Annotated in this window: 21 protein-coding genes; 9 read left to right on the forward strand and 12 right to left on the reverse strand. The window is 54.0% G+C overall.

The window, feature by feature from the left end:
* Positions 1-6 precede the first annotated feature (6 nt).
* A complete protein-coding gene (locus RW023_RS00695) occupies positions 7-1,386 on the forward strand; it encodes a DUF5719 family protein (RefSeq protein WP_315579415.1) in 1,380 nt (459 codons plus the stop codon).
* Positions 1,387-1,505: 119 nt separating this feature from the next.
* Here the strand turns inward: RW023_RS00695 and RW023_RS00700 are convergent, their stop codons facing one another.
* Entirely contained in the window at positions 1,506-1,958 is a 453-nt protein-coding gene (locus tag RW023_RS00700) for a metallopeptidase family protein (protein WP_315579416.1), read from the reverse strand.
* A 42-nt stretch (positions 1,959-2,000) separates the two neighbouring features.
* On the opposite strand from RW023_RS00700, the gene RW023_RS00705 reads away from it, so the two are divergent.
* Positions 2,001-2,528, forward strand: coding sequence for a DUF3499 domain-containing protein (locus RW023_RS00705; protein ID WP_315579417.1), 528 nt, complete (start codon positions 2,001-2,003; stop codon positions 2,526-2,528).
* A gap of 18 nt (positions 2,529-2,546) precedes the next feature.
* Here the strand turns inward: RW023_RS00705 and RW023_RS00710 are convergent, their stop codons facing one another.
* On the reverse strand, positions 2,547-3,386 hold the full coding sequence (locus RW023_RS00710; RefSeq protein WP_315579418.1) for an RDD family protein: 840 nt from the start codon (positions 3,384-3,386) through the stop codon (positions 2,547-2,549).
* A 49-nt stretch (positions 3,387-3,435) separates the two neighbouring features.
* Between RW023_RS00710 and RW023_RS00715 the strand changes: the two genes are divergently transcribed.
* On the forward strand, positions 3,436-4,395 hold the full coding sequence (locus RW023_RS00715; protein ID WP_315579419.1) for a stage II sporulation protein M: 960 nt from the start codon (positions 3,436-3,438) through the stop codon (positions 4,393-4,395).
* A gap of 7 nt (positions 4,396-4,402) precedes the next feature.
* On the opposite strand, the gene RW023_RS00720 is transcribed toward RW023_RS00715, so the two are convergent.
* Genes RW023_RS00720 through RW023_RS00740 form a run of 5 tightly spaced genes read right to left on the reverse strand, consistent with a single transcriptional unit; the run spans position 4,403 to position 9,828 of the window.
* The gene (locus RW023_RS00720; protein ID WP_315579420.1) at positions 4,403-5,737 is read right to left on the reverse strand and encodes a DUF58 domain-containing protein; all 1,335 of its coding nucleotides are present in this window, start codon (positions 5,735-5,737) and stop codon (positions 4,403-4,405) included.
* Positions 5,737-6,714 (reverse strand): MoxR family ATPase, encoded by a 978-nt coding sequence (locus RW023_RS00725; RefSeq protein WP_315579421.1) that lies wholly within the window; start codon positions 6,712-6,714, stop codon positions 5,737-5,739. The genes RW023_RS00720 and RW023_RS00725 overlap by 1 nt, the downstream gene beginning before the upstream one ends.
* On the reverse strand, positions 6,711-7,865 hold the full coding sequence (locus RW023_RS00730) for a DUF4350 domain-containing protein (RefSeq protein ID WP_315579422.1): 1,155 nt from the start codon (positions 7,863-7,865) through the stop codon (positions 6,711-6,713). Before RW023_RS00730 ends, RW023_RS00725 begins: the two co-directional genes overlap by 4 nt.
* On the reverse strand, positions 7,862-8,494 hold the full coding sequence (locus RW023_RS00735; protein ID WP_315579423.1) for a DUF4129 domain-containing protein: 633 nt from the start codon (positions 8,492-8,494) through the stop codon (positions 7,862-7,864). The genes RW023_RS00730 and RW023_RS00735 overlap by 4 nt, the downstream gene beginning before the upstream one ends.
* Positions 8,494-9,828: a glycerophosphoryl diester phosphodiesterase membrane domain-containing protein gene (locus tag RW023_RS00740; RefSeq protein ID WP_315579424.1), complete on the reverse strand. Its 1,335-nt coding sequence runs from the start codon at positions 9,826-9,828 to the stop codon at positions 8,494-8,496. The genes RW023_RS00735 and RW023_RS00740 overlap by 1 nt, the downstream gene beginning before the upstream one ends.
* Before the next feature lie 166 nt (positions 9,829-9,994).
* Here RW023_RS00740 and mtrA point away from each other — a divergent pair, with 166 nt between their 5' ends.
* The 4 genes from mtrA (at position 9,995) to hpf (ending at position 15,643) form a co-directional block, all read left to right on the forward strand.
* A complete protein-coding gene (mtrA, locus tag RW023_RS00745; RefSeq protein WP_315579425.1) occupies positions 9,995-10,678 on the forward strand; it encodes an MtrAB system response regulator MtrA in 684 nt (227 codons plus the stop codon).
* Between the two features lie 17 nt (positions 10,679-10,695).
* On the forward strand, positions 10,696-12,369 hold the full coding sequence (gene mtrB, locus RW023_RS00750) for an MtrAB system histidine kinase MtrB (protein ID WP_315579426.1): 1,674 nt from the start codon (positions 10,696-10,698) through the stop codon (positions 12,367-12,369).
* A gap of 2 nt (positions 12,370-12,371) precedes the next feature.
* Positions 12,372-14,063 (forward strand): LpqB family beta-propeller domain-containing protein, encoded by a 1,692-nt coding sequence (locus tag RW023_RS00755; protein ID WP_315579427.1) that lies wholly within the window; start codon positions 12,372-12,374, stop codon positions 14,061-14,063.
* Positions 14,064-14,986: 923 nt separating this feature from the next.
* Entirely contained in the window at positions 14,987-15,643 is a 657-nt protein-coding gene (hpf, locus tag RW023_RS00760) for a ribosome hibernation-promoting factor, HPF/YfiA family (protein ID WP_315579428.1), read from the forward strand.
* 76 nt (positions 15,644-15,719) lie between these two features.
* Here hpf and RW023_RS00765 read toward each other — a convergent pair whose 3' ends face one another.
* Positions 15,720-16,490 carry a GntR family transcriptional regulator gene (locus RW023_RS00765; protein ID WP_315579429.1) on the reverse strand — a complete coding sequence of 257 codons (771 nt, stop codon included), beginning with the start codon at positions 16,488-16,490 and terminating at the stop codon, positions 15,720-15,722.
* Between the two features lie 316 nt (positions 16,491-16,806).
* On the opposite strand from RW023_RS00765, the gene secA reads away from it, so the two are divergent.
* Positions 16,807-19,614, forward strand: a complete 2,808-nt coding sequence (gene secA, locus RW023_RS00770; protein ID WP_315579430.1) for a preprotein translocase subunit SecA — start codon at positions 16,807-16,809, stop codon at positions 19,612-19,614.
* 76 nt (positions 19,615-19,690) lie between these two features.
* On the opposite strand, the gene RW023_RS00775 is transcribed toward secA, so the two are convergent.
* Both RW023_RS00775 and RW023_RS00780 read right to left on the reverse strand, forming a co-directional pair.
* A complete protein-coding gene (locus tag RW023_RS00775; protein ID WP_315579431.1) occupies positions 19,691-20,158 on the reverse strand; it encodes an Rv3235 family protein in 468 nt (155 codons plus the stop codon).
* A 408-nt stretch (positions 20,159-20,566) separates the two neighbouring features.
* Positions 20,567-20,773 (reverse strand): helix-turn-helix domain-containing protein, encoded by a 207-nt coding sequence (locus tag RW023_RS00780; RefSeq protein WP_315579432.1) that lies wholly within the window; start codon positions 20,771-20,773, stop codon positions 20,567-20,569.
* Between the two features lie 259 nt (positions 20,774-21,032).
* Between RW023_RS00780 and RW023_RS00785 the strand changes: the two genes are divergently transcribed.
* Positions 21,033-21,494, forward strand: coding sequence for a DUF6912 family protein (locus RW023_RS00785; protein WP_315579433.1), 462 nt, complete (start codon positions 21,033-21,035; stop codon positions 21,492-21,494).
* Positions 21,495-21,497: 3 nt separating this feature from the next.
* On the opposite strand, the gene RW023_RS00790 is transcribed toward RW023_RS00785, so the two are convergent.
* Positions 21,498-24,563, reverse strand: coding sequence for an SMC family ATPase (locus RW023_RS00790; protein ID WP_315579434.1), 3,066 nt, complete (start codon positions 24,561-24,563; stop codon positions 21,498-21,500).
* Positions 24,560-25,810 (reverse strand): exonuclease SbcCD subunit D, encoded by a 1,251-nt coding sequence (locus RW023_RS00795; protein WP_315579435.1) that lies wholly within the window; start codon positions 25,808-25,810, stop codon positions 24,560-24,562. The genes RW023_RS00790 and RW023_RS00795 overlap by 4 nt, the downstream gene beginning before the upstream one ends.
* Between the last annotated feature and the right edge of the window lie 38 nt (positions 25,811-25,848).

Consider the following 25,848-nt stretch of genomic DNA (forward strand, 5'->3'; position numbering starts at 1 on the left):
AAACGCATGCTCACTATTGGCGCCATCCCTGCCTCGCTACTACTCCTAGGCGCTGCCTCGTGGGGAATAGGCAGGGTCTTCCCTGAACCCTCACTTCCTGCGCCCCAGGTCGTCCACGCGCGTCCAGAAACCCTTAACTATGCCTGTCCGGCAGGGATTGTCGACCCATTCCACCTTGATGGAGGTGTATCTGTGGCTTCAGTGTGGAATTCCGCTGGGGAACGTGAGACCAGTGGAGAATGGACGATCCTCCGTGCGAATACCTCTGCGCACACCCTTCCCACAACTCTTGGAGTGATGGGCCAAGGTGGGGGAGAGCTTCGCGGTCTGAGTATGACGTCATGCCAATTGCCGTCAAATGACCAGTGGAGTGTTCTGGGATCAAGTACCAGCGGCGAAGACTTGGTGGTGACCTTTGCAAATCCCAATTCCTCTCCTTCTGTGGTGACCCTTGAGGGATACGGAGCAAACGGTCCCATTGATGCCAAACCGCACCAAATGACTATTCCGGCTCGTTCCACTCAATCTGTCCTAGCAGGGGGACTCTTCCCCGAAGAGAGCGCTCTGGCCGTACATATCCACGCCGATGGTCAAGGAGTGGCAACGTGGGTACAAAGCTCCGCAATGCAGGGGGAAGTACCTAAGGGCGTGACAAGTGTGAGTGGAACAAAGCCAAGGGAAGACCAGCTTTTCCTTGGGCTTTCAAAGCAGGGGACCAGTAGCTTACGCATTCTTGTTCCTCCTTCGGGAACAGCTGACGAGGCCGATACTCACGTTGCCTTGAGCTACACCAGTGATGCTGGCACCTTTAATGTGCCGGGGGGAGAATTGGACGTGAGCGCAGGAACGGTCGTTGATGTTCCGCTCAACGGAATTACCGATGAACGCTATACCCTGCGTGTTCATGCCGATCGTCCGCTTGTGGCCCAGGTTGTGACGAATACCGAGCAGGAAGAATATCCCGGAGGACAGCACTGGGGGATGCGCGCGGGTATGAGCTCCGCTCAGGGGTTAGTTCACGCTCAACTACCTTCTGCATCAACAGTGGAAGCGCTGGTTCGCTCGCGCTTGAGCTCGACGATTCTACGCGGGACTGCGCAAGAGAGCGGCAGTGGAGTCAATGAGATTTCTTCCCATCTGTTGCTCACCTCTGTGCACTCTCAAAGCGGTGTCCAGCTCCAACTGGGAAATGAACAGATAACCCTGGAAGCTGGGAAGATGGCGATGCTGGATCTTCCCTCGCAGGACACTAGCCTAGAGTCTCCCAGTGATGTTGCGATTGCGATTGAGGTGGAAGCAAAAACTCCCAGTGGTGTGCTCCGTGCCGTATGGCCGCTGAGCGCGGATGATGTCGAGCAGGCATCGACATCGATCACCGTTCACTAGCTTGCCAAAGAGCGCCCTCATGCTCAAAGCGTGACATGCTAAAGGCTCTTGCCATGCACAAGGCCTGCCTAGCCTCTTTTCTTGCCTTCTGCAGGAGTGAAGAGCGGTCGGTGATAACGCTAGGAGAGGGAATCAAGTTCCTCTGGTGAAATGTAAAGGATATGCGAGATGCGCTCGGCAATGAGCGCGCGCAATGCCGAGTAGAGGTCTGCCGGAGGAATCCGCATGGTAATGGGAAGTCGGTAAAGGACAATACGGTCTCCCAGCCCCTTACGTCGGTCCGCGGGAAAGACACGGGCTAAAACTACCCCGTGGTCTTCCCAAGGAGCTGGATCTGAGGGAGGAACGTCCTCGGTTGCAAACTCGATTGTCGCAACCTCAGGCCAGCGCTCGGTGAGTTCGCTAATCACAAGGGCAACGGTCGAATCAAATGTTTCCCGACGCGTTTTCCACGCGGGAAGCCCAGGGAAAAGACGCACATAGCGCGGGGTGCGGCCATGGCGGTCATTGGCGCGTGGAAAAGCTGATGGGAGAGCCATACACATAAGAGTATCGCTCAGCTCTGCGCTCAAGCTGAGGACCTGCCGACGAAGGGCACGCAATAGGAATAGAAAATGCCGTATTGTAGAGCGGTGATCTCGGTTCGACACTGCTCTAAGCCCGGCTGCTCGAAGCCTGCTGTAGCTACACTCACCTACGATTATTCGGATTCGACTGCTGTTGTCGGTTCGCTTTCAGCGGCTGCAGACCCCAATGCCTACGACCTGTGTGAGCACCATGCAAATAGTTTGACCGTCCCACGTGGGTGGCAGATCGTACGCCTTCAGACGACCTTCGAACCGGCACCTCCATCGGGGGATGACCTTATGGCTCTTGTCGATGCTGTTCGCCAAGCTGCCGCACACACCCGAAACCGCTCACAAGGCGCTGACGCTGCGGAAACCAAGACTCCTGCTCAGCCTGCATCTGTCGCGAAAACGGCCGCTACGGCCTCGGCGCACGCTGAGCTTGGCCCCTTCGCTCAACCTGCTAGCTCTGACGAGGCCGAATCCTCAAGCCCCCTCGATCCACATTCGCCGTGGGCTCGTCGCCGGGCTCAGTTTAAATTGATCACCGAGGAGCCTTCTTCCGATCACGAATAAGATGGCTGCGCGCGTGTACTAGACCTCGAAGGGGACGGCTTCCACCTGTTGCCGGCGAGTTTCAAGGATGTCTTGTCGCTTGAGTTCCTTCGCGTACTCCCGGTCGCGCAGAACGACAAGAACCGCTGCGAGGAAACGCTCGGGGTGAATGTTTGTTGGCGGTTTGGGTGAAACAAAAGCGGAAACTCGTCCCGCTAAGGACATTGCGATTGACAGACGTAGCTGGTCAAGAATCTGGCGATTATTGTGCAGAAAATTCATACACTCAAAGTGCAGTTCATCCGGGATCGGAAGAACTTGCGCGTGAGAGGCCCACTGTGCACAATCGGGGGGCATAACCAATGGTGGATAGAAGACGGGCTCGGGAACCTGAATAACCATGGTCCCTGCTGCGACGTCCCCTAGGCGTGTTGCTCGCGGCGAGAAGACCGTTGCCATGAAAGACAACAGGCCTAAGAACATGTAGGTTTCCACCATTGCAGTCATTGCGCGGACGAAGGAGTGACGCGCGGTGATAATCCCGCCATCCCGACGCACAACTTTTAGGTTAAAGGCCCACTTACCGAGGGAATAACCATGGGTCAAGACCTCAATGGCAAAGGGAAGGACTACTAAAGACAAGAAAATAATGATAACGAATATTGCCCTCGCCAAGGTTTGTGGAAGGCCTTGATCAAAGGTGACAGCAACAAGACTGAAAAAGAGAACCAAAAAAGCTCCAACATACAGGGTCAGGTCTATGAGAAAAGCAGCGGCCCTGATAAAAGGAGAAGCGGGTTTGAGATCGAGTTTGACGCCCTCACCGCTGATGAAAGATTCATCAGAAATTCGTTGGACGTTTACAGGAAGCTCGCTCATGTATGACACTATATCTTGTATGGATATCGACGCACTAAAAGCTTCACATATGCGCCATTGGAATCGTTTTCATCAATTGGCGCATTCGCGTCGATTGACGGGACCGGAAATTGATGAGCTTTCGGTGCTTTATCGGCAGGTCACCGCTGATCTTGCGAAAGTACGTTCGCAAAGCCCGGATCAAGATGTCATTTCCTATCTCTCTGGTGAACTCTTGCACGCAAGAGCTCGATTGACGGGAACGTCTGGAGCGAGCCTGTGGGCGATTTCGCGTTGGTTCCGTCATGATCTCCCCGCGGCCCTGTATCGGATCCGCTATGTCACGATTGCGATCATGCTCATTTTCATCGCGATGACAGCGCTGCAGACGTGGTGGATCTTGCGTGACCCCGCTGCTCTCTCAATGCTGGGAAGTCCGGAACAGCTGAAGAACTACGCGACAACGCAATTTTCCAGCTACTACAGTCAAGACACTAATGCCTCTTTTATGTCCTATGTGTGGACTAATAATGCATTTATTGCCTTGCGTGTCGTTGCAGGTGGAATCACAGGATTCTATCCGATTTTGGCTTTGTGGGGGAATGCTCAAAATCTAGGAATTTCCGCTGCGATCGTCATTCACTATGCCGGCCCTGCACACTTTTTCAGTTTTATCCTTCCCCACGGCATCCCAGAATTGACGGCAATTTGGATCTCAACCGCAGCGGGCTTGCGCCTCTTCTGGGCGTGGCTTGTCCCTGGACGAAAGACTAGAGGCCAAGCGCTCGGCGAGGCAGGGCGTTCGATGATCACTGTTGGTTTGGGAATGGTGATCTTGCTGTTCTTGTGCGGAGCCATCGAAGGTTTTGTCACTCCATCTGATCTTCCACTGTGGCTAAAGATCACCTGCGGTGTGACACTGACTGCAAGCGTGTGGATCTACACCTTCGTGGCTGGTGGACGTGCTTATCGCGCGGGATCCAGCGGTGATCTTGACGAAGATGCCGGTTACGCAACACCTGTGATCTAAGAAATCCTTAGAGCTTTCCCGCCTTCTTCAGTGCAATGTACGTGTCTGCAAGACGTGCAGGCAAGAAGCCCGCATCACAATCAACGACGTAAGCGCCAAGTGCGCGAGAATCATTGGCTCCAGCATCAAGGTCGCGGATTGTCGCACTCGCCGCAGCGGCAGTGAAGGCTGAAGCTGCGTCGCTCCAATCCCGTTCCATTCGACCAAGCTCGGGGTCGCGTGCACCCGCGACAACTACTCGATGACGCTTGCTGAGCGCCGCAATGGCCTCGGAAAAATCGGCGTCTGTAGCTGCGGGCGGGATCTCGGTCAGTAGGACGACAAGCCCCGGGTGATGCATGCGCTTCTCAACTGAGGACACGACCAACTGCCAATCCAGTGGGAGAAGGGAAGGCTGGACGCGCGAAAAAGCCTGCGCGGCCTCGCTAATCAAATTCCCCCCACGTGCCTGGGCAAGATCTTCGTGAATACTGCGGTCCAGAGCAAGCAGATGAACTTGATCTCCGGCGCGGTCAGCCAGAACCCCCAGTAAGAGTGCCGCCTCGATCTCAGCATCCAAACGAGGTGCAACCCCCAACTCGACCAGGTCCTTGTCTCCCAAGTCCTTTTCCTGAGCCTCGCCCAAGAGCATTGCCCCCGAACGTCCGGTGTCGACAACGATCATGACGTGACGGTCGCGTTCGGGTCGCCACGTGCGTACAACCAAATCTTTTGAGCGCGCCGAGGCTCGCCAATCGATATCACGCGGATCATCTCCGCGGACATACTCGCGCAAAGAATCAAATTCCGTTCCCGGGCCGCGAAGAATTGTGGCGGTTGTTCCCTCAAGCTCATGCAGACGCGCAAGGCGAGAAGGAAGAAGACGCTTCGCGCGGAATGGAGGAAGCGCGGTCAGGGTCAGCGGAGCTGCAATCGAAGTCTGACGGGCGGCCATTCGCAGAGGACCCCAGGAGCGAATCGTTACGTAGTCCGCGCGAACGCTTCCACGTCGCTCCAGGTGCAAGATCGTCGTAAGCGCCGTCGGAACATCCGTTTCGAGCTCACACGAATGTGAATAGGGAGTGGGGTGTGCCGAGGGGGGCCACGCGTCCCTCACATCCACGCGCATGGGGAGCGCCGAGCGCAGAGAAAGGCGCGAATGACCGGGAGAATCCATTGCGATAGGTGTATCAATGGAGCGCTCAATGACCAACTGCCTGGGAGAAGGCGCAAGGTAAGCGTCAAAGGCCCACAGGCATGCGCACAGAACACACCATCCGACAATGAAACCCCATGTCGGGAAGAAAAACAGTGGAATGACCCCCAAGAAAATGGGGATACTCGCGCGCCAAGACAGTGCCATCAGCGAGGAACCGGGACCTGCTCGAGGATCGAGGCGATGACAGAGTGAGCGTTTAAGCCTTCCAATTCTGCTTCCGCCTTCATGCTCAGGCGGTGTGCAAGAACCGAGTCGGCCATTGCCTTGACATCATCAGGAGTGACGAAAGAACGTCCCTGAAGGAACGCCCAGACGCGGCACACGCGAAGTAATGCGGTTGCACCACGGGGAGAGACGCCGATGCGGACGGCGGGAGAGGTGCGGGTCGCGCGGATGAGATCGACCATGTAGCTCAGAACCGCGGGGGAGACCTCAATGTGTTCTGCCTGCTCGCGAGCCGTCAAGATATCCGAGGCGTTTGCGACGGGGTGCAGATCAGCACTGCCCAAATCCAGTGGATTAAAACCATTTTGGTGGCGAAGAAGAATATTGAATTCGTCCTCGCGAGAGGGCAGAGGTAGATCAAGCTTGAGTAAGAAACGGTCGAGCTGGGCCTCAGGAAGGGGATAGGTACCCTCGTATTCGACAGGGTTCTGGGTGGCGATCACCATGAAGGGCGAGGCCAGTGGGCGGGTATGCCCATCGACGCTGACCTGATGCTCTTCCATCGCTTCCAAGAGCGCAGATTGGGTCTTGGGGGGAGTTCGGTTAATTTCATCTGCCAGAAGAAGATTGGTGAAGATCGGTCCCGGGCGGAACTCAAATTCGCTCTTGCCGTTGTCCCACACCAAAGAACCAGTGATATCAGCGGGCATAAGGTCCGGGGTGAATTGGACACGCGTCATGGTCAAATCAATGCAGCGAGCAAGGGTTCGAACCAAGAGCGTTTTTGCAACGCCGGGGACGCCTTCAAGTAAGACGTGTCCATCTGCTACCAGAGCGATGATCAGGCCGGTGAGTGCGCCTTCTTGGCCGACGACTGCTTTGCCAATTTCTGAATGCAGGGAAACCAGAGCGTCACGGGCATCACGCCCCTGGGGCGGTAGTTCGGGGCTTGTCATTGATACTCAATCTCCTGTGTGAGCGCGGATAGTGCTTCGGCCAAATCGACCAGTTCAGAGTTGTTCGTTGGGGCTGGACCCCACAGTAAATCACTCACGTGCGCGGTCAGCAATCCTCGCGCCGCAAGTGCGTGTTCTAGGGTGGCTCGCGGTGCTTTCGGGTCGATTCCCAAGCGCTTGGCGATTGTCCTCACGGCTTCGATTCGCAAGAGACGCGCCGCGTGAGCATGTTGCTTCTGCGAAGCCATTAGACGTCCGCGGCCCTTCGTTGTCTCTGATGAAGGGACGTAAGAGGGCAGATCTTCAGGAACCAAACGTCCCAATCGTTGGCCTCGAGAAAAACCGATGACGGTAATTCCGATGCCGATAAGCAAAAGGATTGGGATCAGCCACTCGGGTTGAAGAGCGTCAACCTTTTCGCTGGCTAGGACGTTGTTTTTGCTACCGTCATACCAGTAGATGGTTGGTTTCTGTGCCATGGCATTGATGAGAAGTGCTGCATTGCCATCACTATCAACCCATTGATTTGATGCGATATTTCCATCAGCGATGATCGCGCGGAAACGATCGCCCTCATTCTTTTCAAGGTAGCCGTAAGCGTCATCTGCGGGGAAACACTTGGTCCATCCAGCTTCGGTGGTGGTCACAAGCTGTCCGCTGTTATTGAGCAGAGTTTGAGCTTTCTGCGCAGGCTCAGAAGCACATTCTGCAGAGAGGATTTTTGTCGAATTTGTCGTCTTTGAAGTCGTCACTTCGATGGAGGGGGTATCAAGATCTGAACCGTAGTGAGACAGAAGATAGACAATTCGATGAACTTTCTCATCGATCGCTTTCGCGGTGGCGTCAGGTAAATAGCCAGGATAGGTAATAACAGCGGTCGATTCAGGCGTTGAGCGTGCAATGAGTTCGCGTGCGGAGCTGACCTTGACGACCTTAACACCGTGGTGACGAAGCGTTTGGACAAGAGCTTGAGCGCCAAAATTCCCAGGGTTATTCGGCGATAGAGTTTCGCTGTCTTTTTCGTAGCGGGGGACCAAGGTGGTTGCAATGATAAACAACAGTCCCAAAAAGATGATGATGACAAGCGGGCGCATTCGCGTCCAACGCTGACGAGCAGTTGGCGAAACGACAGTGCTTTGAGTTGCTTTCATGCGTGCACTGCCTGCTTCTTGTTCTGTGAATAGGCAGCAATGAGCTGGTCCATCCCTGCGCAGTCTTCTGCGCTTGCGTGGCCTTCACCGTAACGTACCGAGGCGAAGATGGAAGTTGCGGAGGTGATGGGGTCAGTGAGGAAGGGAAGAGCATTTTGAGCTGCTCGACCGGCTTCATCCGCTGTAAGACCGGGAGTATCTCGAAGGATGCCGTCGCGAGCTAGGTAGAGTACGAATAGTCGGTAGGACCAGATCAACGTAGCATCGAGATCTCCGCTTGCGCGAGCCTCGTCAATCCGCTTCATGACATCGCGCAGCGAAAGCGTGGAATCAGAGTCAAACACAGCAGTTCGTCGCATGCGGCGTCGCAGGCGGATCGGGTGGGTGATGACGATGATTGCGATGACAGCGAGTGCCACTAATAAGAGGAAGATAAAGAAACCTTCAACGGGGAAACCGACAGGTGCGGCTTTACTGGCGCCGCTGACGAGGCGTTGAACAAGCCAGCTGAAGAAGCGCGATAGTGCGGAAGGCTGGGTGGGTAGATAGTCGGGACGTGAAAGCTCCGCTGACACCCATGCGCGAGCTTCCTCGTCGTCGGGTGTCAGCGGAGCTTCACAGAAAAACATCAGGCGCGAGAAGCTTCCTGAGCAATCATGGGAGCAAGGTTCTCCTTGCGCATGCGCTCATCCAGGTACATCAGAGTGTAGAAGGATGATTGAACCGGGATCACAACTGCCGACAGCAGTGCACCCAAGAAGGCCGAGAAGGCAACGAGCATACCCACTGAGTCAGCTGCAGCGGCGCCAACGCCCAGAATTGCACCGACGATGCCGCCCAGAACTGCGGTGATCAAACTGGTGACAATGCCGATGAGCAAGATGCGGCCTAGGATTCGCCAGAAGGAACCCTTCGACAGTGACCATGAACGCTTGATGGCATCGACCGGGCCGAGTCCCTCAAGGACGACTGCACTGGAAGTGAATGCGAACTTCACGGTCAAGAAACAGGCGATCACGATCAGAGCAACGATCATGAGGAAGATAATCGACAAGGCGCCACCAATACTGGCACTCGCAGAATCGTAGCTACGAGACGAAGCAGCGTTAACAACCACAAGGAAGAAGGGGATCAGGAAGACCAACAGGACTACCACGATCGCCACGAATTCGATGATGCCGATGAGGAGGGTTGCCAGAAGAACCGGGACGAAGCGCGGCGAGAAACGGTGCCATGCGTCCGCGGGAGAAGACTTACGTCCGAGGACTGCATCCCACACCGTCAGTGCAAGCATGCCTGAGAGGAACGCGGTTGCGAGCAGGGTAAGTCCGCTAGTTACGAAGGAGCCCATGCTGCTACCCAGCGAGTAGACCAAATCGTCGGTATCTCCGGAGCTAAGTGCGCGCGTGAGTGAAGATGTCGATGACGAAGCGAAGAAGGCCTGAACAAGTCCGACCACCGCCATAACCGCAAAGGCAAAGCCAAACATGGTTTGCGGGTTGACGCGAACCGCCTGGAAGGCGCCATTGAAGAGCTCACCAACAGTCAGTGGGCGGAGGGGGATAATTCCGGGCTGTGCAACGGTCCAAGCGGTGCCGCCCTGAGTCTGGGTGCCCTGCCACGCGGCATCGGGCTGAGGTGCTGCACCCCACTGCTGCTGGGGCTGTGCGGGCTGCTCAGGTGCTCCCCAAGGCTGCTGGGCCTGCTGGGGCTGTTCAGGCTGCTGGGGTGCGCCCCAAGGCTGCTGAGCCTGCTGTGGTTGTGCGGGCTGCTCAGGTGCTCCCCAAGGCTGCTGAGCCTGCTGTGGTTGTGCCGGCTGCTCAGGCGCGCCCCAAGGCTGCTGAGCCTGAGGAGTCTGAGGAACTTGAGGTGTTGAGGGAACAGAACCCTGGGAGGGATTCTGAGAAGAAGGGGACTGGGGTGCCCACGGATCATTCGCGGGAGTGCCCTGAGGATCAGACATTACTACTCCTATATAGGTGACACGTGTCTTCCTGAATATTGTGCCATGCATTCAACTAATCAGAAAGAACTGAGGAAGTAGTCAGCGCGCCTTCAGTATTTGTTATGTTGTTAAAATTCGCCGCGTCTTTTCGACACACCTGTCAGTTTCGTGACACAATCGTTACATGAGTTCACGGATCCTGGTCGTTGACGACGATGTCGCGCTTTCCGAAATGATCGGAATCATGCTTCATGCTGAAGGTTTCGAGGTTGCTGATTGCGCAGATGGAGCGCAAGCCCTTGAAGTTTTCCATGAAGTTTCACCGGATCTTGTCCTTCTGGACCTTATGCTTCCAAACGTTGATGGGATTGAAATCTGCCGCCAGATTCGTAGGGAATCTGATGTCCCCATTGTGATGCTGACTGCTCGATCCGATACAACAGATGTTGTCGCAGGCCTTGAAGCCGGGGCAGATGACTACGTTCCTAAACCTTTCAAGCCTAAAGAGCTAGTCGCGCGTGTTCGTGCACGACTGCGTGGCAGAGATGACAGTGGCGAAGAACTGGTTCGTCTCGGGGATCTTGTCATCGATGTTCAAGGTCATAGCGTGCATCGTAGTGGCCAAGAATTGCCTTTAACGCCACTTGAATTCGACCTGCTCGTGACTCTTGCGCGTTCCCCGTGGAAGGTATTCTCCCGTGAAGAGTTGCTTGAATCTGTGTGGGGTTACCGCCATGCTGCAGACACTCGCTTGGTGAATGTCCATGTCCAGCGTCTGCGTTCAAAAGTTGAGCGTGATCCGGATAATCCCGAGGTCGTTGTGACTGTCCGCGGAGTAGGCTACCGCGCCGGCAACGCCTCGTCATGATAGGCGGAGATGGGGGAGTGCTCTCGACGCCCCCTGTTCCTGAGTCTCATGTTGCGCCACTGGAGCGTGTCCTTCTTTTTCTTCAACGTCTCTTTCGGCCTCTTCGGCAGTGGCGTGGATGGGAACGTATTTCTCAGTGGGAAGCTCTAAGAGCAATTCGTAATTCCGCTTCTTTGCGTGCAGCTTCGTACCTCGCGGCGGTGTCGATGGTGCTGATCCTTGTCGCAGGAACAATTGTGGCGACTCAACTGCGCAGTAGCGTTTTTGAATCTCGACGAACCGCAGTACTTTCAGATGCGGCTTTACGTTTTTCAACTGCGCAATCAGTTTTCGACCAGTCAACAGCCAGTACTCCCGATCAAATTCAAGAATCAACCCGGCAGCTTGCAACCTCCTTACGTGTTTCTGCCTCGGGTACTGGGGCGGTTTCTGTTCTGCTCTTGCGCTCCGAATCTCAATCACAATCGCTTCGGATCAATGAGATTGTGGACCCCACGGTCTTAAGTGTCATTAGTGAAGAGATGAAAAATGCCGTAGCTGGATCAACGGATCCCCAATGGCAATCCGTCTCAATTCCTTCCGAGCGCGATGCGAACCAGCGAGTGCCTGCAATCCTTGTGGGGACAAACGTTCAGGTACCGCGAGCAGGAACCCACCAGCTGTATATCGTTTATTCGCTTCAAGCAGACCAAGAACGTATTGACACCGTCATGGGAATCTTGATCTTCGCTGGGATTCCATTCTTGCTGTTGATTCCGATCATCACCTTCATCTTGATCTATCACATCTTGGGACCGGTACGTCGTACTGCGACAGCGGCGGGAAAGCTTGCTGAAGGAAATCTTGATGCTCGAATTGACAGCGCTGATGCCCGCGGTAGCGATGAGATGGCAAATCTTGGGCGTGCATTTAATAACATGGCCGAATCGCTTGAGAAGAAAATTGATGAATATGACGAGCTCGCTCGGCTCCAGCAGCGCTTTGTCTCTGATGTCTCTCACGAACTTCGCACGCCGCTGACAACCATTCGTATGGCGGAAGAAATGATCTGGGATCAACGTAAGAATTTTGATCCTGTGACCACTCGGAGTGCAGAACTGCTTCATGAACAGGTTGAGCGCTTCGATTCCATGCTGGCTGATCTCCTAGAGATCTCGCGTCACGATGCGCAATCTGTCGACCTCGCCGCGGAAAGCGTTGATCTTCGTGGATTGGTAACGCGCGTTGTTAACGCAAACAGTGAGCTTGCGCAGCGCTTGGGAGTCGAGGTTATTGTCAATGCACCGACGCATCATTGCACAGCAGAAATTGATGATCGACGTATTGAGCGTGTCATTCGCAATCTCTTGGTGAACGCTTATGAACACGCAGAATCTCGACCTGTTGAGGTGACCATTGCTTCGAATGAAACCGCTGTCGCGGTGCGCGTACGCGACCATGGCGTCGGGATGGAGCCAGCAACGGTTGAGCGAGTTTTTGACCGCTTTTACCGTGCGGATCCTGCGCGAACACGTACCACCGGAGGAACGGGTCTGGGCTTGGCCATTTCCTTGGAAGACGTTGTTCTTCACGGAGGAACATTAACTGCGTGGGGTGAGATTGGAGTCGGATCCTCTTTCATGATGACGCTTCCTAAGAAAGTCGGGACAGCGATTTCAAGCGATCCCTTAGAACTGTGGGAAAAGGAGTGAAGATGAATCAGCGACTGTGTCTTGCTGTAGTAGCTATTCTCAGCAGCCTTTCTCTGGCTGCCTGCACTTCCTTGCCAACTTCCTCCTCACCTTCGCCTTTTGATGTCGATGCTCCCAATGCTCAGCCAGTTGATTTGGCAGCGGGTGGGCCTGTGGCTGATGCGGATCCCGAAAGTCTGCTCAGTAGTTTTCTCTTAGCCTGTGCCGCAGGAGCTTCTGACGACTACGCAACCGCGCGTCTTTTCTTAACCAACTCCTCCGCACAGACCTGGGACCCGCATAAGTTAGTGACGATTTATTCAACGGATTCAACGCCGAAGGTGTCGTACTCTTTTGATCCTTCGAAAACGGACACTCTGAATGCGTCGATCACTGCCACTGGTGTGGGCTCTGTTGACCAAAATGGTGTCCTTTCCCCGGCAGAAACTTCCTCACTTGAAGCGCGCTTCCATTTGGTTCGTGAGAATGGCCAGTGGCGTATTGACGCACCTGCGGATGGGGTGGTGGTTTCTCAGGCATCATTTACGGCATCGCACGAACTTGTTTCGCTGATGTTTCTTTCAGCAACCGGCGATTCTCTGATTGCTGATCCGCGCTGGTATCCCACGCGCCGTGTCGAAACCCATATGCTCGAGGGGTTGATCGCTGGACCGCAGTCACATCTCTCCGATGCCCTAGTGAATGCAATCCCTTCAGGAACCTCGATTTCAGCTGGCGGTATTGAACTCTCCGACCACGTTGCGAAGGTGTCTTTGAATGGAACACCTCCCAGCGATGATCGCGGAAAACAGCTGATGGCGTGGCAGATTTCCCAAACCCTCCAGCGCTCGGGCCGCGTGAATTCTGTTGAAATTAATGTCGGAGGAGAGGCACTTCCCTCCTCAGGGCTCCCTTCCCAGCCATCCTTAGATCTTGATTCAGCGGTTGCTTTGAATTCGAATGGTTTGGTTCGAATTGACGGGCGTAGTGTTTCGACCCGGATTCTTCCCGTTACACCTTCGTCATCGGCCTCGCTTCCGGCGGTCTCCCCAGCCTCTTCCTCGTTGTACGCTTGGCGCGAGGATGATCGTCTTGTTCTGGTGGATTCCTCAACCAATGCGACACGGGTACTGGACGGGTCCGAAGGTCAGTATTCGCCTTCAATCGATCGTTTCGGATGGGTGTGGGACATTCCTCGGGGAGGGAACCTGAGGGCCTCGCGAATTGACGGGCAGAACTTGTCGATTGCCTCGGAAAATCAATCCCTGAACGGGGTGAGTGCGGTGCGAGTCTCTCCCGATGGCGCGCGCGCACTTTTGCTCCGCCAGGTTGGTGGCTCCACAAGTGCCTGGATTGCCGGAATTGAGCGCCGAGACAGTGGCGAGCCGATCGCGCTCACTGACCCCGAACCCTTGGCTGGCTTGTCGACCGGTGTTGATGATGTGTCGTGGGCGGGGCGTTCTACGGTTGTTGCCGTGCGTCAAGGGGGGCTCCGCGCAGGCAATGATCAGGTTGATGAAGTTTCTTTGGTGACTGTGCCCGTCGGCGGTTTTCCCTCGGTTCTTGCTCTTCCCACGGGGACTCAGCGGCTGAGTGCAGGATCGTCTTCGGCGACAATGGTGATCCGCGGGAAAGACGGTAGTTATCAGGTTCGTTCCGGGGCGCTGTGGCAATCCCTCGAAGGAAACCTTCGCGACGTGAACTTCCCGGGCTGAATCGTTTTCTCCACAGATTGACTATGCGGTCTGCGTGTACTTTCTTTTCGTGTTGAGCTTCCTTTATGGCAGTTTTTCACGAGGTCGCTCGGGAGTTGGTCAGTTTATGTATCCCCAGTAGTTGCGCTGGCTGTGGCGCGTGGGATCAGACCTTGTGTGAGCAATGTTTTGGGTTATCGCAGTCTTTCGTACCGACATGGGAAGTTATCGATTCGGGTTGGGCAGAATATCCGCTGTGGTCGCTGAGTGAATACTCTGGATCAATGCGGTCCATTATTTTGGCCGCAAAACACTCCGGGCGCGTAGATTTATCACCTTTTCTTTTCGAATGTGGAAAGACTATTGGCAATGCGCTGGGAAAGAGCGGGATGCTTGAGGTGGGCGATCCCCATGCGCGTGTGTGGATTGTTCCTGCACCGTCCAGTTGGAAACGACGTTTCTTTGGACATCCCATAACCTCGCATATCGCCCATGGTGTGGCTCAAGGAATTCGCTTATCGGCGCCGGTTCCGGTAGCGGTTCGAGATATCTGCAGGTTGGACCCCTGGGTCTCTTCACAGGCTGGAAAGAATTCGGATGAGCGCAGAGAAGCTCGGCGTGGGCACATGTATGTATCAATGACAATTCCGCAAGATGTGGGACTGGTGGTAGTCGACGATGTTGTCGCAACGGGGGGAACGATGAGCGAATTATTCCGTGTTTGCGGACAGAATTGGGTGGCAGGGGCGTGTATCGCACGGTCGCGACGATAGTGTCGCTCTATGATGCAGATCACCGCTATCTGCTATACTTGATGCATCTCTTCCAGTGATGGTTTTCCATCACATGCTGATTGGGGGTGGTAGTTCAAGACACTCCGGGGCAATGACGTCGCCGGGTTTTCGATCGCGACTGTGGTCGCATTTCATGATGTGGAGAGAAATATGGACATCACAGTAGCTGCACGTAATGCAGAGATTCATCCGAACTTCCGCGCATACATCGAGGAGAAGCTTGCAAAGGTGACGCAGTTTTATCCTCGAGCCCAAAGGGTTGATGTTGAGTTAACCCACCAGAAGAATCCGCGACAGGCTGATACGGCAGAGCGGATTGAGCTAACAGTCTTTGGCAAAGGCCCAATTATTCGAGCAGAGGCAGAATCTGCAGACCGCTACGCCGCGGTCGATATTGCCGCTGGAAAGCTTTTTGAGCGCCTTCGCCGTATGCGTGATCGGGCGAAAGATCACCACCGCACGGAAGAAATTCTTGCTCCTGATTTAGATGTTCTTCCCGCAAGCGTTGGGGGAGACGAGGAGCTCGTTGAACAGGCTCCAACATCTTTGAAGAGCGCTGGGGATCTGAAAGTCGGAGAAGCTCGCGAAGAACAGCTGGGTGATAGTCCGATTATTGTCCGCCAGAAGGTCCATGAGACGGTTCCTATGAGCGTTGATGAGGCATTGAATCAGATGGAATTGGTCGGGCACCCCTTCTTCCTCTTTGTCGATGAAGAAACAATGCAACCCTGCGTTGTCTACCATCGCCACGGGTGGACCTATGGTGTTCTGCGTCTGAATGCAACAGTTATCCAAACTGGCGAATAATACGCGCACTTTAGGGGTGTGGGGAGCCTGTCAAAGCAGCTTCCCCACACCCCTAAAGTTTTCATTTGTCGATGGATCAGTCTTCTTCTTGTGAAAGAGAACCCAAGGCCTGGTTGAGTGGATCGTAGTGCGCAAAGACGGCACGACGGTATCCCTCAATATCGCCGTTTTCTGCGCTGACCAGCATGGCCTCGTGAGCACGAGCAGTTTCCGGAAGACCTTCAAAACCCCGATGGATCTGCGGGAGGGCCATCATGTGAATCATCCACATGGCATTGACTAACTGCTCAGCAAGGGGGTTATTGATCTTCTTCAAGAGCTCGGTGTGAAATTCAATGTCTTCGTCCATGAAGAATTCGCTGCGCTGAGCCTTTGAGATCATCTGGTCGACCAGTTCATGAAGATGATCATCATGCGTGCCTTGAAGTGCGTGGATCGCCTCGCTCGCTAGACCTAAATCTAAAACTTGGCGGACCCGCAAAACCTGGGACAAGGCCTCGGCAGAATCAGGAGCGGTAGAGGAGCGAAGGAAAACGGTCTTGATCAAGGGACGAAGTGTCATATCGCCGACAAAAGCACCGCGTCCTTGCTGGACATCAACAATCTCAAGAGCCTTGAGCTGACGCAACGCCTCGCGTACCGATGAACGTGATACGCCGAGAGAATCGCATAAAGCTGATTCTGTGGGAAGAGGATCTCCGGGTTGCAAGTGATTAGCGACGATGTACTGCTCGATCGCTTCCATCGTTGTTTCGGTGCGCGAAAGTAGTGCTGGAGCTGGCGACTGTATTGCGCTCCGGTGTGTGAACACTCCAGCGTCGGGGTGAGGCGATTGAACTTCGGACATGGCTTAGACTCTTTCGCACCTGGGGACCCGCTCCTCGTCGTAGAAGAGAAGATCGCGAGGTTGTGCGCATAGACCCATTTCTACGCGCGTAATTTCCTGACGTGTACAGCGTACCATTGCTTGTGCTTTGAGTTGTCGGATATCAGTTGTCGGGTTGATTTTGCATCACTGATGAACAACTTCAGAACAATCGGCTGGCAGAGAAAAACGACACGATTGCGGGGATGAAGTCGAAAGCGCCGACGGAAATTCGTAGACTAGGAGAAGTGTGCTCGACGCACGCCCGGATCATCCGGTCACAATCCCAGGAGTCCCCGTGTCCATTATTGACAAGATCCTCCGAGCTGGAGAAGGACGCACCTTGCGTCAACTTGACCGGCTCGCCTCGCAAGTTGATGCTCTTCAAGAAGACTTTGAAGCTCTCACTGATGAGGAATTGCGCGGAAAAACAGAGGAATTTAAAGAGCGCCTCAATGAAGGCGAAACCTTGGATGACATCCTGGTTGAGGCTTTTGCAACCGTTCGCGAAGCAGCATGGCGCACCCTGCGTCAGCGTCCCTTCCACGTTCAGGTCATGGGTGGTATTGCTCTGCACCGAGGCAATATTGCAGAAATGAAAACCGGTGAAGGTAAGACGCTGGTCGCGACTATGCCTTCTTACCTTCGTGCACTGACCGGTAAGGGCGTTCACGTTGTCACCGTGAACGATTATCTGGCGAAGTACCAATCTGATCTGATGGCCCGCGTCTACAACTTCCTGGGACTCACCGTGGGCTGTGTGTTGGTTGGACAAGAGCCGGAAGAGCGACGCGAGCAGTACAACGCCGATATTACGTACGGAACGAATAACGAATTCGGTTTTGATTACCTGCGTGACAACATGGCGCAGCGTCCGGAAGACATGGTCCAACGTGGCCATAACTTCGTGATCGTCGATGAGGTTGACTCGATTCTGATTGACGAGGCTCGTACCCCTCTGATCATCTCTGGCCCTGCATCCGGCGATGTCAATCGCTGGTACACGGAGTTCGCTCGCATCGCCAATATTCTGGTTCGCGACGAGGACTACGAAGTCGATGAGAAGAAGAAGACTGTCGGTGTCCTTGAGTCCGGTATCGACAAGGTTGAAGATCAACTGGGTGTCGAGAACCTCTACGAAGCAGCTAACACTCCGCTGATTGGCTTCCTCAATAACGCAATTCGCGCAAAGGAACTCTTCCACCGCGATCGCGATTACATCGTTGACGGGGGAGAGGTCCTGATCGTTGACGAGCACACCGGCCGTGTGCTTCCTGGGCGCCGCTACAACGATGGTATGCACCAAGCGATCGAAGCGAAGGAAGGCGTGAAGATCCAGGCTGAGAATCAGACCCTGGCAACGATTACTCTTCAGAACTACTTCCGTCTGTACCCCGAGGGCTCGCGTTCGGGTATGACTGGTACTGCAGAGACCGAAGCTGCAGAATTCGCCTCGACCTACAAGATCGGTGTTATTCCGATTCCGACGAACCGTCCGATGATTCGTAAGGACCAGGGAGACTTGGTCTATCCGACCGAAGCAGGTAAATTCCGCGCGATTATTGACGACATCGAAGAACGCCACGCGGCTGGGCAGCCAGTTTTGGTTGGTACTGCATCGGTTGAAAAGTCCGAGCTTCTGTCGCGGATGCTCAAAGAACGTAAGATCCCGCACCAGGTTCTGAACGCCAAGCAGCACGCGCGTGAAGCTCAGATTGTTGCAATGGCTGGTCGTAAGGGTGCGGTGACCGTTGCGACGAACATGGCAGGCCGCGGTACCGACATCATGCTCGGTGGCAACTCCGAGTTCCTTGCTCAGGCAAACCTTGCCGCTCGTGGGCTGGACCCGAAGGCTGACGCAGAAGAATACCGTCGTGCCTGGCCGGAAGCCCTTGCCGAGGCCGAAGCCGCAGTCGAGGCCGAGCGCGAAGAAGTTCGTGAGCTGGGTGGTTTGTATGTGCTGGGTTCGGAGCGTCACGAGTCCCGCCGTATCGACAATCAGCTTCGAGGCCGTAGCGGCCGTCAAGGTGATCCCGGTGAATCTCGTTTCTACCTGTCGATGGAAGATGACCTCATGCGTCTCTTCTCCTCAGGCCTCGCACAGCGCATCATGGCCTCGGGTGCTTACCCCGAGGATCAGCCGCTAGAAAATCGTATCGTCACCCGCTCGATTGCCTCCGCACAGCACCAAGTCGAGGCTCGTAACTTCGAGATTCGAAAGAACGTCTTGAAGTATGACGATGTGATGACTGACCAGCGTGAGCTGATCTACGAGCAGCGCCGTCGTGTCCTGGAAGGCGAGGATTTGGGACCCCAGATGAAGGGCTTCATGGAGTCCTTGGTGTCTGGGATCATCGCAGAAAAAACCGACGGTCTGTCGCCTCGTGAATGGAATCTGAAGGAACTGTGGGACACCCTGCGCGGCTACTACCCGCCCTCGGTTACTCCCGAGGAAGTTGAAGAACAGTATGGCGGCCACGGCTCGCTGACCCGCGATGACTTGATGCGCGAGGTCCTGGGCGATATTGAAACCCAGTACCAAGAAGCAGAAGAGCAGCTCAATCGCAATCCTCTGGCTATTCAGCAGCTCGGTGATGAACCGATGCGTACGCTGGAACGACGAGTCGTGATTGCAACTGTTGATCGCCTGTGGCGTGAACACCTCTACGAGATGGATTACCTGAAGGAAGGTATCGGTCTTCGTGCGATGGGTCAGCGTGATCCTCTTGTCGAATATAAGGACGAGGGTGCGCGGATGTTTAACACGATGATGGATCGCATTCGCGAGGAAAGCATTCAGCAGATCTTCTCCTATGCACGCCAATTCCAGTTGGCGTATGAGCAAGCTCGTGAACGCGCGGCGGTCGAAGAGCAGACAGAGGGTGTATCTGAGGCTGAACTCAGCGAGGATGCGCGCCGCAAAGCTGCTGAGACCGAAGAGCGGGCTATCGAGCGTTCCGCATCCGTTATGGGCGATGTGGGGCAGGAAAAGACCTCTGCGCGTCTGAGCTATTCTTCGCCAGATCAAGACGGCGAGACGAGCTCGACAACAGAGGGGAGCAATCGTGCTCAGCGTCGCGCGGCAAAGAAGCGTAAGAAGCGCTGATCAACCACTGTGACTGATTGTTGATGGCGGCATGCACCACGCGGTGCATGCCGCCACTGCTTTATCTGCTGTCTTCTTACAGGACATCCAATGCGGTGACGATCCATCTGTTTTTAAAAGTCTGCAGACGCATGGAGATGACATGTCTGCCTTCTCCTTGCGCGATGATCACACAGGATTCGATGACCGTTGCCGAAGTTTGGCTGATATGCCATTGAATGGGGTGGCAGGGCTCGCGTCGAAAGCTACGTTGATCTCTGTCGATGATGGTGACAAGTCGTTGGTAGAGCGGGGGAACCAGCCAGCGTCGGAGTTGTTCGTAGGGGCGAAGGTGGAGGAGGACCTCCATAATGCCGCGAGCTAGTCCAATCGACCACTGGCATAAGTTCGTAATTTCTTGTTCTTGTGGAATCAGAGGATTATCGGCATTGAGATACGAGTTTAGCGTTGTTGGGCTATTGACAGGAGTATCTCGTGTGAGGTCCCAGCTGATTCGGAAAGCATGGTCTGCTGGTGGGATCAGTACTCTCGACTGTCGTGGCATTGTCAAGACTCCTTGGACGGCTGTATTCATGGGGAGACGCCTCGTCTTTGGGGCGGATACTGTGGAGTCTTGAGGAATTAAGTTGAGCTGTCAATCCAACTATAAAATGCTTGTGTATGCGAAATGCCTGTTTGAGGATTGTGCGCCCGGTGTGGGTGTTTCCTAGTTTCGTCAATTTTTATGCGAAAGTGAAGTCGCCAAGGTAGACGTATGTGTCAGTGGCAACAAAATAAGGACTTAATGAACCTCAGCAAAAATTGAGAAAACGTGCAGTTGGTCATGGGAAAACATCCAGATTTAGGGTTGTGGATAAGCTGTTATTTGCCGTGAAAAGACCTAGGATTATGCATCCTTCGCATGAAAAAAGTGGGCAGAGAAATCTCTGCCCACATCTGACATCTCCTAGGGCTATGCGGTATGGCTTAAGCGTGCACGTGAATGCTCGTATTGGGCTTGGATAAATTCTTCGAGGACGGATTCTTCAACACGCCACATGCGCTTTCCTCCCAATTGGATTGCCGGTAGCTCGCCGGAATTCACCAGTGAGCGCGCAGCGGAAAGCGTAATGTTGAGTGTCTCGGCGACCTCGGCGAGAGTGAGGAATCGTTGATTCATGCCTACAATCATGCCATTATTTTCGGAATTTTTGGAGCCGATATAGCAATTACTTTTGAGCTATTTGTGCAGATGAAAGCCTATTGATTGCGCTTCGCTGGAATCGTGGGCGATCGATTAAGTTCGGATAATGTCACTCGTGTCAATTTGATTACTGCCACTTCATTTCACTTGATGTCATTTCGTTCTTGTCTGACACGTCTTGAGATGGATGTGGGTGGCTTAAGACAGTACGCACTTTCGTGCATAAACTTGTGCTATGCGAATCTATTACCCTGTTCTTGCTCGTGAATTGGAAGAGGGGAACTTGACGTCCCGGCCCGCCTACTGTGTTGACCCTTCCGCTTCGCTGCGCGGTGAAGATTTAGAACTTGCCGAAGACGATGCGCGCGATTTAGCTGCCCTTGATTCCTTGGCGCTACTACGCGATGAACGAGGTGCACTCAGTCGTTGCGTTATCGCTGCAGATATCGAGGGCATTTCCATTGCTCCCTACGATGGTGAGCTTGCTCAGACACAGCCCTGCGCTCCGGTTGAAAGCCATATCGCCGCTTACTTTATCGATCATCCCGATGCTTCTAAGAAGGTCCGTGCAGTTCTTGACGCACAGACTCAAGACGAGGCGGACGAGGCTGTTGCGAGGCTGTGGGATGAAAGCATGGAATGGTACGCCCCGGAAGAACGTGAGGACGTGATCCGTATTCTTCGCCAGATGCGCTGACGGCTAGGCCCCTCTGATGCTCAGGGTTGAGCCCCGGCCTTCTTTCCATGTGACCTGAATTTGGTCTGCGATTTGCCGTGCCATCTCATCAACGTGACTGATGACGCCGATGCATCGATCGCTTTGACGTAAGGCCAGGAGCTGTGCCATCACGATCTCGAGGGTGTCGAGATCCAAGGAACCAAAACCCTCGTCAATAAACATGCTTGAAAGCATGATGCCGCCGCTTTCCGCCATGACCACGTCTGCAAGGCCAAGTGCCAATGCAAGGGAGACATAGAAGGTTTCTCCGCCCGAGAGAGTCGAGGGAGTACGAGCATCTTCAGCCTCATGATCGAAGATCAGCAGGCCCAGGCCGTTTTTACGCGATCGTGTTGGGTCTGTATCGCTGCGTTGAAGTTCGTAGCGTCCGTGTGAAATCTCTGCTAGTCGCGGATTGGCGGCGGCGATCAATTCTTCAAAACGAGACATGAGGATCCATGAACTCAGTGGCACTCGATGCACACTGGCTTGACCGTTTCCGCTTGCAAGCTGAGCAAGCCGAAGGCGAGGATATCCTTCTGTGAGCGCTTTACTTAGCTCGGCCAGTGCAGAGTGAAGCTGGGTTTTTGAGCGGTGAATACTTTTTGCGAGTGCGTGGATGCCAGCCAGGCTGGAACTGGCTCGGAGTTCTTGTTCTCGTGCCTCTTCTCGTGCCTTTTCGCATGCATCAAGATCAGGCGTCTCTGCTGTCTCTAAGCCGGAAAAACGTTCCGAATTCAAGCGTGCCTGAACAGTATGAAGTTCCTGGTGATGGTGGCCAATCTGCTGGCTGAGTCCCTCCAGTTGAGGAAGATCTTTGAGCTCTTCACGAATCTGATCGAGGTCTACATGTCCATCTTCATATCCGGACTCTGAGAGTGCGGTATTGAGGTATTCCTGATTGCTCTGGAAAAGTTGCGCAGCCTGATCGAAGGAGTTCAGAGCTTGGGAAAAAGCATCTTGATGATCTTGCTTGCGCTCAAGGGCCTCTTTCCACTCTTCGAGCGAGGTGTAGTCCCCCAGAGCTTGGGCGAGGGATGCTTCATATGCGCTGACTTGAGCTTTGACTTCCTGGATTCGTGAATTAATGTTCGTGAGTTTTTCTTGCGTTGATGCGCGCGCACTCAGGATTTCTTTTTCGCTCTGCGAGGTAGCTTCAAATTCTGCGCTCAGTGCCTGATAGTTTTCTGCTAGAGATTTCAGCTGGACAATGGTTTGTCTGAGGGTATCGCGCTGAATGCGTAGGGATTCGCTATCTGATCCAGCTTGTTCATTGAGCGCGGCAATCTGCGCCACGCACTGCGAGCGTTGGGTACTGAGCTCATGAAGATGCTGATCGGCATCTTGACGAAGTGCCTCAAGTTCATCAAGTTTTTGGCGACTCATTGTATTGTCGCTATCCGATTGTGCGGGGGCAGGATGCAAGGTTGATCCACAGACGGGACAGGGGGTGTCCTCTTCGAGCTCGGCAGCCAGCGAGGCAGCAGTTTCTTGGAGCCATGTCTCGCGTGCGAGAAGAGCCGCGATACCCCTTTCTCGGGAAGTCCGATGTGCTTTTTGGATTTCTTCAGCCAGACCGATGAGTTGAGCGCGCAGGATATCGGCTCTTTCGGCCGCATCGACGCGTTGATTCAGTGTGTCGAGCTGCGCTGATGAGGATGCAAGGACAGAACGCGCCTCTTGGCTGGCCTCAATTTTCTGCGTGAGTTCTGTGCGGGTCTGAATCAGCGCATCTGAGCGCTGTTTCAGCTCTTCGACCAGTTGATGTGCCTGGATTTCTTGGGCGGCCAACCGCTCATATTCCACTCGCGCATCGACTAATTGCTGGTGGACGTGGCTTGCCTCGCTTAGCTTTTCATACTCAGCAAGAAGTTCACTGTTTCCCACGGATAATTCGGTGTGAGCCTGAGTTGTATCGAACAGTTCGCCATCCATCCGCTTGGAGACCGAAATGAACTTTTCTAAAGAGGAGCAGGCCTGTGCGAGTTTTGACTGTGCAGAGTCAAATTGCTGCAGGGGAGCTTTAAGAGGCTCGAGGCTTCGCAGGCGCTTTTCCTTGAGGATGAGGGAATCAATCTGACTTTCTTGTGAAAGAAGTGCGGCCTGCTGGGAGGTTAGCAGCTTGTATTCATTGAAGCGTTGTTGAAGGTCTTGGGCTGCGTTCAACTCTGCGTTTCGTTGGTCAAGAAGGACCTGAGCACTGTCAAGGGAGCGCTGGGCATCATCGCACTGTTTCTTCAGTAAATCATTCAGGCGCCCACTGAGCGTAAGCAGATCAGCGTTTAACTCTTCGTATTCACCGGTACTGTCAAGTTTGTCGCTCAGCTTCGTGAGTTCCTCGGAAAGAGACTCGCCCAGGGGAGAGTCTGTGATCTGACTCTGTAGCGTTCCCAGAGCACTCAAAAAATCGCGGCGTGTCCGCGTGATGGATTCATCTGCTGACTTTGCTTCTTCGACAAAAGCATTTTGCAAATCTTGAAAATACTGAGTGCCGAAAATATCTCGGAGAATTTTCTCTCTATCCGAGGATCTTGCACTGAGGAAGCGCGCGAATTGTCCCTGTGGAAGAACAACAGTTTGCAGGAATTGTTCCTTTGTCAGTCCAATGAGCGAGGTAATCATTGATTGCGCCTCGGGGATGGAACGACTCAGGGCTTCGAGTGTTGAAAAACCAGAGGAATCCGAAGGGCTGGGAGCCACCTTCTCAAGGGTAACTGTTGCATTAACCGGAGTTGCGCGTCCCTCTTTGACATACTGCGGGGTTCGGCGCACTCGGTAAATCCCGGCAGATACTTCAAAGACCACTTCCACATAGGAAGGGTCATTGGGCGCGCAATACAGCGAACGTAGTCGGTTTTTCGCCCCGTCGTTCCCGCTTGCGACATCACCGTAGAGTCCGAACACGATGGCATCGATCAGTGTCGATTTGCCGGAACCGGTTGCTCCGCGTAAAAGGAAAAGTCCTGCGTCGGTGAAACGCTGGAAGTCAATAAATTGACGTGACGCAAATGGCCCGATCCCGCTGAGTTCCAAAGTGAGTAGCTTCATTGGAGGTCTTCTTTCACTTTGTTCACAACCTGATCGATAACGTTGCTTTCTTCTGCTGATACCGGCTGTCCACCCTGTTGAGAGAAAAAATCTGCAAGGGTTGAACGAATATCCATTGTTGCGAGATCACGTTGAGGCGCAGCCAGGATCGGTACATGTGTTGGCGTGTGGATGATGGAGAGCGCGTGTGGGTATACAGCACGGAGGCGGGAAACCATTGACTGTGGTCGTGCATCATCCGTAACGGTCAAAGACACATAGGATTCCCGATCGATCTGTGCTGCTTTTTCGAGAAGAGAATCCATAGAGCCCGTGAGGACAACAAGGGGATGAGCAGATGGGATATTAACCGTTGAGAGCGCAAGAGGTAACGAGATACCAGAAATCTCAACCCTTTGAGTATGCGGCGTGAGCTTTTCATCTTCCGGATGAGTATCAATGATGACAGCGCTCTTATCCCCAGGAGCTTCTGAAAATGAGTAGGCAATGGGCGAACCAGAATAGCGAATAGGTACCTGAGTAGAGGGGATAGCCTGTGGCCGATGCAAATGTCCTAAGGCAACGTAACTCAGCCCAGGAGTTGGTGCTTGGGGATCACCGCCAAAGTTTTCGAAGGTTTCGGCTGATACGGAGGGGACCCCACCAACTTCGATGTTGCGTTCCGAATCCGAAGGCGCGGCACCGACAATGAAGGCATGGGCCATCACCACCGCTGGGCGCAAATCCCCTTCATCGCGTCGTCGCTTGAGATCAGTGCCGATACGTCGCATTGCTGCATCCATCACCGCCTGATGACTGCGCTCAAGCGGCTGATCATCGGGGGATAAAACCGAACGGACCAAATCTGGTTCAAGGTAGGGGATCGGGTAGACCAAAACTCCTGGATCATCACCGATACCGAGGTATTCGCGGGCGGTGCCGATGTCTTCAACACGTGTACACACCTGGATATTTCCGTGAAGGAAGCGCGAATACATTCCCAGACGCCCCGCGGAATCATGATTTCCAGATGTGAGTAATACGTGAGTGATAGAGCTGAGTTCTTCAAGAAGGTTCATCACTTCATTGATCTGACCGACGGGAGGAATAGCTCGGTCATAGACATCGCCAGAGATCAGAACCAGCTGGATATTCTGCGTTTTCACAGTGTCGACGAGCCAGCGACAAAAAAGAGCGCGCGCATCGCCTAAATCTTGACCGTGGAGACTGCGGCCAAAATGCCAATCGGAAGTGTGAAGAATTCGCATGTGCCTAGTATGAACTGCCCCACCGGCATTTTGAGTCA

Origin of the sequence: uncultured Actinomyces sp., from assembly GCF_963542285.1 — a bacterium.
Taxonomy (GTDB): Bacteria; Actinomycetota; Actinomycetes; order Actinomycetales; family Actinomycetaceae; genus Pauljensenia.